Annotated in this window: 7 protein-coding genes and 2 pseudogenes; 8 read left to right on the top strand and 1 reads right to left on the bottom strand. The window is 69.1% G+C overall.

The annotated features are described in order from the left end of the window. Window positions 1-178 precede the first annotated feature (178 nt). Window positions 179-1,204: a LacI family DNA-binding transcriptional regulator gene (locus AC6CH2_RS03415; protein WP_435396821.1), complete on the bottom strand. Its 1,026-nt coding sequence runs from the start codon at window positions 1,202-1,204 to the stop codon at window positions 179-181. 327 nt (window positions 1,205-1,531) lie between these two features. Here AC6CH2_RS03415 and smc point away from each other — a divergent pair, with 327 nt between their 5' ends. The 8 genes and pseudogenes from smc to mtnA all read left to right on the top strand — a co-directional run bounded on the left by smc (window position 1,532) and on the right by mtnA (window position 13,040). After that, the gene (gene smc / locus AC6CH2_RS03410; RefSeq protein ID WP_498267938.1) at window positions 1,532-5,035 is read left to right on the top strand and encodes a chromosome segregation protein SMC; all 3,504 of its coding nucleotides are present in this window, start codon (window positions 1,532-1,534) and stop codon (window positions 5,033-5,035) included. Between the two features lie 175 nt (window positions 5,036-5,210). Next, window positions 5,211-5,981, top strand: coding sequence for a cell division protein ZipA (gene zipA / locus AC6CH2_RS03405; RefSeq protein ID WP_498267937.1), 771 nt, complete (start codon window positions 5,211-5,213; stop codon window positions 5,979-5,981). Between the two features lie 815 nt (window positions 5,982-6,796). Beyond that, window positions 6,797-8,690 (top strand): annotated as a pseudogene (ligA, locus tag AC6CH2_RS03400) (NAD-dependent DNA ligase LigA); the annotation flags it as partial. An 80-nt stretch (window positions 8,691-8,770) separates the two neighbouring features. Further along, a pseudogene (locus AC6CH2_RS03395) lies at window positions 8,771-9,106 on the top strand (BRCT domain-containing protein); the annotation flags it as partial. Continuing rightward, window positions 9,103-10,089 carry an EF-P lysine aminoacylase EpmA gene (epmA, locus tag AC6CH2_RS03390; RefSeq protein ID WP_498267936.1) on the top strand — a complete coding sequence of 329 codons (987 nt, stop codon included), beginning with the start codon at window positions 9,103-9,105 and terminating at the stop codon, window positions 10,087-10,089. The pseudogene AC6CH2_RS03395 and the gene epmA, both read left to right, overlap by 4 nt. Before the next feature lie 115 nt (window positions 10,090-10,204). Then, window positions 10,205-10,921, top strand: a complete 717-nt coding sequence (locus tag AC6CH2_RS03385) for a DUF3011 domain-containing protein (RefSeq protein WP_498267935.1) — start codon at window positions 10,205-10,207, stop codon at window positions 10,919-10,921. A 173-nt stretch (window positions 10,922-11,094) separates the two neighbouring features. Beyond that, window positions 11,095-11,859: a DUF3011 domain-containing protein gene (locus AC6CH2_RS03380; protein WP_498267934.1), complete on the top strand. Its 765-nt coding sequence runs from the start codon at window positions 11,095-11,097 to the stop codon at window positions 11,857-11,859. 122 nt (window positions 11,860-11,981) lie between these two features. Beyond that, window positions 11,982-13,040 carry an S-methyl-5-thioribose-1-phosphate isomerase gene (gene mtnA, locus AC6CH2_RS03375; protein WP_498267933.1) on the top strand — a complete coding sequence of 353 codons (1,059 nt, stop codon included), beginning with the start codon at window positions 11,982-11,984 and terminating at the stop codon, window positions 13,038-13,040. Window positions 13,041-13,310: the final 270 nt, after the last annotated feature.

Here is a 13,310-nt window from a genome sequence, read left to right as displayed (position 1 = left end):
ATAATGTGTCTCAGTGCCTGTTTCTCGCCACCGAAGCCCGTATTTTGTTGCAGCGCTTAAGCGAGCTGAATCAAGGGTTTGACCGATTGCTGCGGGGCGGGATCGACGGCTCGGCCTGGCGCTAGCTCGGGGAGTTTCGCGTTGCGATGCAGCATCGCGCTGCGCATCGCCCGATCGATCAGGTGACGCGGGCCACCAGGTGGGTCGGCAGGATCTCCGACTGCGCCGGACGGCCTTCGATCATCGCCAGGATCTTGCGCGCCAGCGACACCCCGGCGTCGACGAAGTTCTGGTGGATCGAGGTCAGCGGCGGCAGATAGGTCGCGCCGAGCGGGGTGTCGTCGTAGCCGATCACCGACACGTCCTCCGGCACCCGCCGGCCGCGCTCGATCAGGGCGCGGATCGCGCCGATCGCCAGCAGGTCGCTGGCCGCGAACAGGGCGTCGAACTGCGGGTGCTCGTCGAGCAGGCTGTGCACCGCCTGGGCGCCGGCGCTGACGGTGAAATTGGCCACGGTCGGGGTCAGCGGCACGATCGCGTGCTCGGCCAGGGTCTCGACGAAACCCTCCAGGCGCTCGGCGAATTCGCCGTGGGCGCTGTCGCCGAGGAACACCGGCCGGCGCCGGCCCAGGGCCAGGAAGCGCTCGGCGGCGAGCTTGCCGCCGCGGTGGTTGTCGCTGCCGACCACGACCTGGGTCTCGTGCCGGCTGACCGCGCCCCACACCACCATCGGCCGGCCCCAGCGCTGCACCTCGTGCATCGCGTCCTCGTGCGCGCCCTGGCCGAGCAGGATCACTCCGTCGGCGGCCTGCACGCTCGGCAGCGCGCCGCCCTGCAGCGAGGTCAGCAGCACGCTGTAGCCGGCCGAGGTCAGCTCCTGGCTGATGCCGCCGAGCAGGTCCAGCGGGTAGGAGCCGGACATCTGCCGCTCGACGGTCGGCTTCATCTCGACCACCACCGCCACGGTCATGCTGCGGCGCAGGCGCAGGTTGCGCGCGCTGATGTTGAACTGATAGCCCTGTCGTTCGGCGAGCTCCTTGATCCGGGCCCGGGTCTCGGGATTGACCAGGGGGCTGTCGCGCAGGGCGCGCGAGACGGTGATCGCGGAAACCCCGGCCAGTTCGGCCAGGTCGGCCATGGTCAGGTGTTCGCCGGCCTTGCGGGCCGGATTGGGATCGCTCGGACGGCTGCTGCGAGAGCTCATGCGTGCCGTGTCACTCCCTGTCGTGGCGGCGGCGAAGCCGGTCGATTCGCCCAATCGCCCATGTTTACCATGAACCCGCGGCGGCACGGAGCCGATCCGGCGCGACGGCCGGCCGCGGCGCGCTCCGGCCCGGCCGGCGGCGGGGGCCGCCTGAGGCAGCGCTGAAGGCGTTCGCGGCGAGCCTGGCGCCGGCCCGCTATACTCGCGAGGGAGCGCCGTTCGAAGCGGCATCTCTTCCAGGTGATTCAATCATTTGGGTATGTTGTCTCATCCATTTTCACGTTTTCACGGCGGCGCCGCCCGGCGCGCCAGGGACCACACCCGCGCATGCGTCTGTCCACGATCAAGCTGTCCGGTTTCAAGTCCTTCGTCGATCCGACCACGCTGCACCTGCCCACCAATATGACCGGCGTGGTGGGGCCCAACGGCTGCGGCAAGTCGAACATCATCGACGCAGTACGTTGGGTCATGGGCGAAAGCTCGGCCAGTCGCCTGCGCGGCGACTCGCTGACCGACGTGATCTTCGCCGGCTCCTCGGCGCGCAAGCCGGTCTCGCAGGCGATGGTCGAGCTGATCTTCGACAACTCCGACCACACCATCACCGGCGAATTCGCCGCGTTCAACGAGATCTCGGTCAAGCGCACGGTCAGCCGCGACGGCACCAGCCAGTACTACCTCAACGGCGGCAAATGCCGCCGTCGCGACATCACCGACCTGTTCCTCGGCACCGGCCTGGGGCCGCGCAGCTACTCGATCATCGAGCAGGGCATGATCAGCCAGATCATCGAGGCCAAGCCCGAAGACCTGCGCGTGTATCTCGAGGAAGCCGCCGGCATTTCCAAGTACAAGGAGCGGCGCAAGGAAACCGAAACCCGCATCCGCCACACCCGCGAGAACCTCGACCGCCTCAACGACCTGCGCGAGGAAGTCGGCAAGCAGCTCGAGCACCTGCGCCGGCAGGCCCGCCAGGCCGAGCAGTATCAGGCGATCCAGGCCGAGCGCAAGGTCAAGGACGTGGAGTGGAAGGCGCTGGAATACCGCGCCCTCGACCAGAAGCTGCAGAGCCAGCGCGAGCGCCTGTCGCAGCAGGAGACCCGCCTGCAGCAATTGATCGCCGAGCAGCGCGAGGCCGAGCGCGAACTCGAGACCGGGCGCGTGCGCCGCGAAGAAGCCGCCGAAGCGCTGAACAAGGCGCAGGCCGCGAGCTACGAGGTCGGCGGCGTGCTGGCCCGGGTCGAACAACAGATCCAGCATCAGCGCGAAATGTCCGGCCGCCTGCACAAGGCGCGCGACGAGGCGCTGGCGGCGCTGGCCGAGCTCGGCGAACACATCGGCAGCGACCAGGCGCGCCTGGACGTGCTGCTGGCCGCGGTCGCCGAGGCCGAGCCGCGCATCGAGATGATGCGCGAGGACGACGAGGCGCGTCAGGAAGCGCTGCGCGATGCCGAAACCCGGCTCAACGACTGGCAGCAGCGCTGGGACGCGCACAGCCGCGAACAGGCCGAGGCCGCGCGCGCGGCCGACGTCGAGCGCACCCGGCTGGAAGGCCTGGACCGGCAGACCCTGGAAGCCGACCGCCGCCGCCAGGCGATGCTCGCCGAGCGCACCGGCCTGGACGTCGCCGCGCTCGCCGAGGCCTTCGAGCAATTGCAGAGCCAGCACGACCTGCAGAAGGAATCGCTGGAGAGCCTGACCGACGAGCTGGAAGCGCGTAAGAGCACGGTCTCGGACCTGCAGGAGCAACAGCGCGCGACCCAGAACCAGTTGGCCGAGGTGCGCAAGCAGGCGCAGACCTCGCGCGGCCGGCTGTCCTCGCTGGAAACCCTGCAGCAGGCCGCGCTCGGCCTGGAGCAGGGCGCCGCGCTGACCTGGCTGCAGGCGCGCGGGCTGGACTCGGCGCAGCGCGTGGGCGAAGCCCTGAGCGTCGAGGCGGGCTGGGAAAACGCGGTCGAAAGCGCGCTCGGCCAGTTGATCGAAGGCGTGCTGGTCGAGGCACCGGAAACCCTGGTCGATGCGATCGGCGAACTCGGCGAAGGCCGCCTGACCCTGGTCTCGCCGGCGCGCGACGACAGCGTCTACCCGCCGACCTCGCTGGCCTCGAAGGTGCAGGGCCCGGCGGCGATCCGCCGGCTGCTGTCGCGCCTGCACGGGGCCGACGACCTGGCCGCGGCGCGCGCGCTGCAGCCCTCGCTGGGCGCGGAAGAGACCGTGATCACCCGCAACGGCGAGCGCCTCGGCGCCGGCTGGGTGCGGGTGCTGCGCTCGGGCGCTGCCAAGCAGGGCGCGCTGCTGCGCGAACGCGAGATCCAGAGCCTGCGCGCCGAGATCGAAACCCTGCAGAGCCGCGAACGCGAGCTCGAACAGACTCAGATCCAGTTGCGCGACCGCCTGCTGGCGTCCGAGCAGCAGCGCGAGGACGCCCAGCGCGCTCTGTACATGGCCCACCGCGGCGTGTCCGAACTCGCCGGCCAGTTGCAGAGCCATCAGGGCCGCCTGGATTCGGCGCGCAACCGCATCGAGAAGATCGACGCCGAGCTCGAGCAACTGCTGCTCCTGATCGACGCCGGCGGCGAGCAGGCGCGCGAAGCGCGCACCCGCCAGGAAGCGGCGATCGAGCGCATGGGCGAGCTGGAAGACGCCCGCCTCGAACTCGAATCCGAACGCCGCCGCCTGTTCGAGGCGCGCGACGCCGCCCGCAACGCCGCGCGCGAATCGCGCGACGCCGCGCATGCCTTGAGCCTGACCCTGGAGACCCAGCGCGCCCAGATCGCCGGCCTGAGCCAGGCGCTGGAACGCATGGGCGGCCAACGCGGCCAGCTCGATTCGCGCCTGGGCGAACTGTCGGCGCAGCTCGCCGACGGCGACCAGCCGGTCGTCGCGCTCGAAGAGCAACGCCAGGTCGCGCTGGAACAGCGCGTCGTCGCCGAACACGACCTGACCGCCGCGCGCACCGCGCTCGACGGCATCGACAACGATCTGCGCAAGTTCGAGCAGACCCGCCAGCAACGCGACGAGCAGGCCCTGCAGCAGCGCGAGGCCATCGGCCAGCGCCGCCTGGAACAACAGGCTCTGGTGCTCAAGGCCGAAACCCTGACCAGCGCCATCGCCGAGGCCGGCGCGGTGCTCGAAGACGTGGTCAACGGGCTCGACGAGAACGCCGAGCCGCAAACCTGGGAACGCACGGTCGCCGAACTCGACGGCAAGCTGCGCCGCCTGGAACCGGTCAACCTGGCGGCGATCGCCGAGCACGCCGAGGCGGCGCAGCGCAAGGACTATCTCGACGCCCAGTTCGCCGACCTCAACACCGCGCTGGAAACCCTGGAAGACGCGATCCGCAAGATCGACCGCGAGACCCGCGGCCGCTTCAAGGACACCTTCGACCGGGTCAATTCCGGCGTGCAGGAGCTGTATCCGCGTTTGTTCGGCGGCGGCCACGCCTACCTCGAACTGACCGGTGAGGATCTGCTCGACACCGGCGTGGCGATCATGGCGCGCCCGCCCGGCAAGCGCGTGTCGAACATCTCGCTGCTGTCCGGCGGCGAGAAGGCGATGACCGCGGTGGCGCTGGTGTTCGCGATCTTCCGTTTGAACCCGGCGCCGTTCTGTCTGCTCGACGAGGTCGATGCGCCGCTCGACGAAGCCAACGTCGGCCGCTTCACCGCGATGGTCAGCGAGATGAGCGAGCAGGTACAGTTCCTGTTCGTGAGCCACAACAAGGCGACGATGGAAGCCGCGCAACAACTCTCCGGCGTGACCATGCGCGAGCCCGGCGTCAGCCGTCTCGTGTCGGTCGACCTGGCCGAGGCCACGCGCCTGGCCGGTGCGGCCTGAGCCGCTCGCCGGGATGAATGATTCGGGACGCAGGCCGGGCGCTAGCCGTAGCCTCCGTCGTATTCGTGATTAAGTTCGGGAGTCGGGACAGGACAGGGAAATCGAGAGCCGGCGCAGCCGTTTCGACGAATCCCGAATCGCCAATCCCGGATCCCCGCATTAAAAGGAGCCACCGATGTCCGACGTGACCCTGCTGCGGATCGGCATTCTCATCGCCGGTCTGATCCTGATCGGCGCGATCGTGTTCTTCGGCCGCCCGCGCAAGCCGGGGCAGGGCAAGCGCGTCGCCCGCGAGGACGCGCCGCGTAGCGGCGAACGCAAGCCCGGTACCCGCCAGGAGCCCTCGTTGGGCGAGCAGATCGAAAACGAACTCGGCGACGCTGCGGCGGTGCCGGGCGAGGCCACCACCCAGGCCGAGCTGGAGCTGTTCGACCGCACCCTGGAAGGCGGCGCCAACGCCGCCAACAGCGACCTCGGCCGCCGCGTCAGCGAAGAGTTCGACAAGATCGTGACCCTGTACCTCGCAGCGCGCGCCGGGCAGAAACTGCACGGCCCCGACATCGTGGTCGCCGCCGAGAAGGCCGGCCTGGTCTACGGCCACATGGGCGTGTTCCACCGACTGGTCGAAGGCCACCCCGAGCGCGGCCCGGTGTTCAGCGTCGCCAACATCATGAAGCCCGGCAGCTTCGACATGGCGACCATCCAGTCGCTGGAGACTCCGGCGGTCGCGTTCTTCCTGACCTTGCCGGCGCCGATCCCGGCGCTCGACGCCTGGGAGACCATGTTGCCGACCGCGCAGCGCATGGCCGAGCTGCTCGATGCGGTGGTGCTGGACGAACAGCGCAACGCGCTCGGCCGCCAGCGCATCGCGCATTTGCGCGACGAGCTGCGCGCCTACGACCGGCAGCGCGAGGCGCCGCCGTTGAGCAAGCCGACGCGTTGGTGAGTCGTCGGCAGCTTGCGCTGCGCTGGTCTCTGGATTCGGCGATCTGCGGTTTTCGTTGCCGTTGCTGTCGTTGCTGTCGCTGCTACCCCGGTAGGAGCGACGTGAGTCGCGACCACGGGACGCGCACAGGCCACAAAGCCGATGTGGCCCATCGAAGCGGCGTGCTCTCGCCAGGGTAGGAGCGGCGCAAGCCGCGACATCGCTGTGGCGGACTTGCGGCGCTTCTTTCATTCAATAGATCAAGATCAAATCCAAAGCTTCCGCCACTAAAGCGGCGGGTTACTTTCTTTTGTCTAAAGTAACAAAAGAAAGGTAACCAAAGAAAAATGCTTCTTTTTGAATCACAAGCCCGCACGAGCGGTGCATTCGCGGGGATTTTTCATACGGGACATCCCTGTCCCGATGAAAAACGGCCCGCATCCCTGCGGGCCGCCCTCCGGGTCTTCTTCAGCCTTCGCTAGTGCGGGGCGGCGCACTGCAACAGCAAAATCCTGACGGCAACTGCAACTACAACGCCGGCATTGGCAGGCGGAAGCTCGCCGCCGCGGGCGATCCGAAGACTAATCCTCCAACGCAGGCCCAATCCCGTCCGAAGGATTCCCCCTTTGAAAAAGGGGGGCAGGGGGGATTTGCTTCTGCTCTCCAGATCGCCCCGGTGCGCCCGCCGTCGCGTCCCCGGCGACGCCGGGCATCCACAATCGAGCGAATCCCGTTCAAAATGCCGTCGCCCCGCCGCATCGGCAGCGCCAGGACTCCCGCCCGTGACGAACGCATCCAAGCAAGACGCCGCCCAGGCCGCGAAGCGCGCCGCCGAGCTGCACCGCCAGCTCGAAGACGCCAATTATCGTTATTACGTGCTCGACGACCCGACCCTGGCCGACGCCGAATACGACCGCCTGCTGCGCGAACTCGAGGCGCTGGAGGCCGCGCATCCGCAGCTCGCCACGCCCGATTCGCCGACCCAGCGCGTCGGCACCGCGCCCTCGGGCGCGTTCGCCGAGGTCCGCCATGCGGTGCCGATGCTGTCGCTCGGCAATGCCTTCACCGACGAGGAAGTGGCCGATTTCGTCCGCCGCATCGAGGAACGTCTGGATCGCGGCGCGCCGGAATTCTCGGTCGAACCCAAGCTCGACGGCCTGGCGATCAGCCTGCGCTACGAGAACGGCCGCTTCGTCCAGGGCGCGACCCGTGGCGATGGCGCTACCGGAGAGGACGTGACCCAAAACCTGCGCACCATCAACGCCATTCCGATGCGCCTGCGCGGCGAACGCTGGCCGCCGGTGCTGGAAGTCCGCGGCGAAATCTACATGCCGCTGGCCGCGTTTAAGGCCTATAACGAAAAAGCCCTGAGCGAGGGCGGCAAGGTCTTGGCCAACCCGCGCAACGGCGCCGCCGGTTCGCTGCGCCAACTCGATCCGCGCATCACCAAGCAGCGGCCCCTGGCGTTCTACGCCTATGCGGTCGGCCTGGTCGAAGGCTACGAGCTGCCGCCGACCCATTCGGCGACCCTGAAGCAACTGCGCGATTGGGGCTTCCCGGTCAGCGGCGAGAGCGGCGTGGTCGCCGGTACCGAGGGCCTGCTCGGGTATTACCGGCAGATGGGCGCCAAGCGCGACACCTTGCCGTTCGACATCGACGGCGTGGTCTACAAGCTCGACGATTACGCCGGCCAGCGCGAGATGGGCTTCGTCTCGCGCGCACCACGCTGGGCGATCGCGCACAAGTTCCCCGCCCAGGAGCAGTCGACCTTGCTCGAGGGCATCGACATCCAGATCGGCCGGACCGGCGCGGCCACACCGGTGGCGCGGCTCAAGCCGGTGCAGGTGGCCGGCGTGGTGGTGACCAATGCGACCTTGCACAACGCCGACCAGATCGCCCGCCTCGACGTGCGCATCGGCGACACCGTGATCGTGCGCCGGGCCGGCGACGTGATTCCGGAAATCGTCCGGGTGGTGCCCGAATATCGCGACCCGAACGCGCCGCAGTGGCAGATGCCGGGCGAGTGCCCGGTGTGCGGTTCGCAGATCGTGCGCGAAGAGGACGGCGTGGTGTGGCGCTGCTCGGGCGAGCTGACCTGCGCGGCGCAGCGCAAGGAGGCGATCCGTCATTTCGCCTCGCGCCGGGCGATGGACATCGAAGGCCTCGGCGACCGCTATATCGAAGACCTGTCCGACCTGGGCTATGTGCAATCGGTCGCCGACCTGTACAAGCTCGAGCTCGAAGACCTGCTGCAGATGAAGCGCCGCGCCGAGGAGCGCGACGGCACCACGCCCGAGACGGTCAAGGCCGGCAAGGTCGCGACCAAGTGGGCCGACAACCTCATCGAGGCGATCGACCGCAGCCGCGATACCACCCTCGAACGCTTTCTGTTCGCGCTCGGCATCCAGCACGTGGGCGAGAGCACGGCCAAGGCCTTGTCGGCCTGGTTCGGCGATCTCGAACTGATCCGGCGCCTGCCGTGGCCGCTGTTCAAGCGCGTGCCCGATGTCGGCGGCGAGGTCGCGCGTTCGCTCGGCCATTTCTTCGACCAGCCCGGCAACCAGCAGGTCATCGACGACTTGCTGGCGCGCAAGGTCAAGATCGGCGACGCCCATGCGCCGTCGCCGAAACTGCGCGAAGGCCTGACCCTGGCGACCTTGCTGGTCGACATGGAGATTCCCAAGGTCACCCGGATCCGCGCCGATCAACTCGCGGCCGCGTTCGGCAGCGCCGAGAAACTGCGCAATGCGCCGGAGCACGCCTACGTCGCCGCGGGCCTGCCGGCCGACAGCGCCCAGGTGCTGGCATCGTGGTTGAGCGTCGACGAGAACGCGCTGCTGCTGTCGCGGGTGGGCGAAGCGCTGCAGCGCCTGGATGCGTTGACGCCGGCGGCATCGGCGGCGGCGAGCGGCCCGCTCGACGGCCAGACCGCAGTGTTGACCGGCAGCCTGACCGGGCTCACCCGCGACGAAGCCAAGACCCGGCTCGAAGCCCTCGGCGCCAAGGTCGCCGGCAGCGTATCGAAGAAGACCAACTTCATCGTCGCCGGAGAGGCCGCCGGTTCCAAGCTCGACAAGGCCCAGGAACTCGGCGTCGAGATCTGGGACGAAGCCAGGCTGCTTGAGTTCCTGGCCGAGCACGAATGAGCGGCGACTTGCAGTGGCGGCCATCGGCCTCGTTCGAGGCCTTGCGCTTGCGCGCACGGCTCAACGCGGCGATCCGCGCCTTTTTCGCCGAACGCGGGGTGATCGAGGTCGAAACCCCGGTGTTGTCGGTCGCCGGCAACACCGATCCGAACATCGCTTCGTTCTCTTTGCAGTTCAGCGGCCGCACCGAGGGTGCGCCGCGCACGCGCTGGCTGCGCACCTCGCCGGAGTTCCCGCTCAAGCGCCTGCTCGCGGCCGGTTTCGGCGATTGCTACGAACTCGGCCGGGTGTTCCGCGACGGCGAAGCCGGCGGCCGCCACAATCCTGAGTTCAGCATGCTTGAGTGGTATCGGCTCGGTTGGGATCATCGCCGTCTGATCGAGGAAACCGCGGCGCTGGTGCGCACCGCCCTGGGCTTGGTCGGGCGCGACGCCGCGCTGCAGACGGTTACCTACCGCGATCTGTATCGGCAGCGTATCGGTCTCGACCCGTTCACCGCCGACGACAGCGTCCTGCGTGCGGCGCTCGGCGAGGTGGTCATCGATCCGCAGGGCTTGAACCGCGACGACTGGCTCGACCTGCTGATGACCCATCGCCTGCAGCCGACCTTCGCCGCCGACGGTCTGCTGGCGGTGCACGATTACCCGGCCTCGCAATGCGCCTTGGCGCGCTTGCGCGACGACGGCGACGGCTGGCCGGTGGCCGAACGCTTCGAGCTTTATCTGGGTCCGCTGGAACTGGCCAACGGTTACCACGAACTCGCCGATTCGGCCGAGCAGGGCGCCCGTTTCGATCGCGACCGCGCGCTGCGCGCCGAACGCGGCGTGCCGGCGCCACCGCGCGACGAGGCCTTGCTGGCCGCGCTCGCGAGCGGTTTCCCGGCCTGCGCCGGGGTCGCCCTCGGCGCCGACCGCCTGCTGATGGCGATGCTCGGCACCGGCCGCATCGCCGATGTGCTGAGTTTCGATTTCACGCGCGCGTAACCGCGATGAACCCCGCATGCGGCCGCGGACGGTAATGGCCGCGTTTTGATTGCAGTTTCATCGATCACGGTTAGAGTGATCGGGTCGGCTGCGGGGGACGTGCATGCGTGGTGTGATGATCGCGATCCAATGGCTGGTCTTCGCCGGCCTGGCGTGCACGCAGGCTCGCGCAGAGCCGGTGGGCGAGCGCCTGTACGGCGGCCGCCTGTTGCGTTGCGCATCCAGCGGCGAGGAAGTCGTGCGTTGCCCGGCCGATACCCGCGAAGGCGTGCGCCTGGTCCATCGCACTTCCGGCAAGCCCTGCGTCGAGGGCACCAGTTGGGGCGCCGACCGCGGCGGCGTGTGGGTGTCGCAGGGCTGCTCGGCGGATTTCGTGCTCGGCAAAGGCGGCAGCGGCCGCGGCAGCACCACCGGTGCGCCGGTGATCAAGTGCGAGTCGCGGGGCGGTCGCTGGAACCATTGCCCGGCCAAGATCGGCGAGGGCGCGGTGCTGGCCCAGCAACTTTCCAAACAACCTTGCCTGCGCAATCAAAGTTGGGGCGTCGACAAGCAGGGCATCTGGGTCTCGGGCGGCTGCCGCGCCGAATTCCGCCTGCTCGGTGTCGAGGAGCCCGCGACGCGCGCGCGCAAACCTCTGCTACGTTGCGAATCGCAGGACCGGCGCGCGCGTCGTTGCGATGTCGAAACCGGGCTGGGCGTGCGCATGGTCAAGCAGTTGTCGAAGACCGAATGCATCGAAGGCCGCAGTTGGGGCTACGACGCGCACGGGGTCTGGGTCGAAGACGGCTGCCGCGCCGACTTCGAACTCGACTACCGCCGCAACGGCGGATGATGCGCCGGCGTACCGCGAGCCGCATTCGCGGGTGTGCGCGCTGCACTGCAACAACAGCGCAAGCTAAGCGACTCATGAACGTTTTTGGCTCTCCATCGCAAAGGACGAAGATCTTGAGCTGGCGTTAAGCGGGTTCAGATAGAGTCCTTGGCACATTGACAAGGAGCACGAACATGTCCGCACGCATTCTTTCCGGTCTAGGGTTGATGGTCGGCCTCGGCATGGCCGCCGGCACGGCCCAGGCTGCGCCGCAGTACGACGATTACGGCTACAACAACGTGATCCGTTGCGAATCCACCGACAGCCGCGAGCGTCGTTGCGACGCCGACACGCGCGGCGGCGTGCAGCTCAGCCGGCAGTTGTCGAAAGCCTCCTGCAGCCAGGGCCGCAGTTGGGGTTACGACCGCTCGGGCATCTGGGTGAGAGAAGGTTGCCGCGCCGAGTTCACCCTCGGCCGAGGCGGCGGCTGGAATGGCGGCGGCGGTGGCTGGAACGGCGGCGGCAGCGGCGAAGTGGTGCGCTGCGATTCCAACGACAATCGCCCGCGCACCTGCCGCATCGACGGCAACCGCGCACGCCTGCAGCGGCAGATTTCGAGCTCGCCCTGCATCGAGGGCCGCACCTGGGGTTCGCGCCCCGGCGAGGTCTGGGTGAGCGAGGGTTGTCGCGCCGAATTCGTCGCCTCGCGCGGCGGCGGCTGGAACGGTGGCGGTGGCGGCTGGAACGGCGGTGGCGGCGGTTGGGGCGGCGGCGGCCAGGAAGTCAGCTGCGAGTCGCGCAACAATCGCCAGAACCGCTGCAACATGTCGGTGCGCCGCGACGTGCGCCTGATCAAGCAGAACTCCGGTTCGCCGTGCATCGAAGGCCAGACCTGGGGCTGGGACCGCAACGGCGTCTGGGTCGCCGGCGGCTGCCGCGGCGTGTTCCGGGTCAACTGATCGCGACATCCGCATGCTCGGCATGCCACGACGCCCCCGGCCGCAAGGCCGGGGGCGTCGTCGTTTGCGCCGCTCGCGGCGGCCGCTTCGGAGCCGGTACACGCATCCGTTAAACTGCGCCCATGAACGACGCCATCGATTTCGACCGCTACGACCGCATCCGCCCGATCCGCTGGACCGGCGACGCCCTCGAACTGCTCGACCAGCGCAAGCTGCCCTTCGCCGTGGAGTACGTGCGCTGCGACGACAGCGACGCGGTCGCCGCGGCGATCCATGCCCTGACCGTGCGCGGCGCCCCGGCGATCGGCATCGCCGCGGCCTGGGGCGTGGTGCTGGCCGCGCGCGAGGTCGAGGCCGGCGACGGCCGCGAGGCCCTGACGGCGATCGAACCGGCCCTGCAGCGCCTTAATGCGGCGCGTCCGACCGCGGTCAACCTGGCCTGGGCGCTGGCGCGGATGCGCCGGACGCTGGTCGGCGCCGGCGGCGATTGGCGCGAAGTCCTCGCCCGCGAAGCGCAGGCGATCGCCGACGAAGACCTGGCCGCGAACCGGCGCATGGGCGCGCTCGGCGCGGCCCTGATCGAGCCCGGCAGCGGCGTGCTGACCCATTGCAATACCGGCTCGCTCGCGACCGCCGGCTTCGGCACCGCGCTCGGGGTGATCCGCGCCGGCGTCGCCCAGGGCCGAATCGACGCGGTGTTCGCCGGCGAGACCCGGCCCTGGCTGCAGGGCGCGCGGCTGACCGTGTGGGAGCTCGAACAGGACGGCATCGCGCCGACCCTGATCGCCGACTCCGCCGCCTCGCACCTGATGAAGACCGGCAAGGTGCGCTGGGTCATCGTCGGCGCCGACCGCATCTGCGCCAACGGCGACACCGCCAACAAGATCGGCACCTATCAGCTGGCCATCGCCGCGCGTCACCACGGCGTGCGCTTCATGGTCGCCGCGCCGTCCTCGACGGTCGACATGGAGACCTTGTCGGGCGATGCGATCGAGATCGAAGAACGCGACCCGGGCGAGCTGTTCGGGGTTGGCGGCACTCGCACCGCGGCCGAGCGGGTCGGCGCCTGGAACCCGGTGTTCGACGTGACCCCGCACGAACTGATCGACGCCATCGTCACCGAGCGCGGCGTAATCGAGCGCCCCGACGAGGCGGCGATGCGGGCCGCGTTCGGTGCCTGAATCGAGCCCGGCGATGCGCGCCGGCGTTTGCGCCGGTCGCGGCTGCGGCCGTATCCATCGCGGGCGGGACGATGAGCCTGCCCATGCCGGTCGCTTCGGATCGCGGCGATCCGCGAAGCAGGGCGCATCCCACCGGCCTGGTCTGCGAACGGTAAAGGCCTGCGAGCCGGGCGCGTCTGCGCCCGCAGACGCTTGTCGCGGCCGCCCTGGCCGCCGCCCGGACTTCGCGCAGACGCAGCGCAGGCGCGTGGCGGGCGGGCAGGCGCGCCC

This window comes from Lysobacter sp. GQ73, assembly GCF_059758755.1.
The sequence above is the reverse complement of the archived record's forward strand: the minus strand, read 5'-3'. Positions and strand labels throughout refer to the sequence as shown.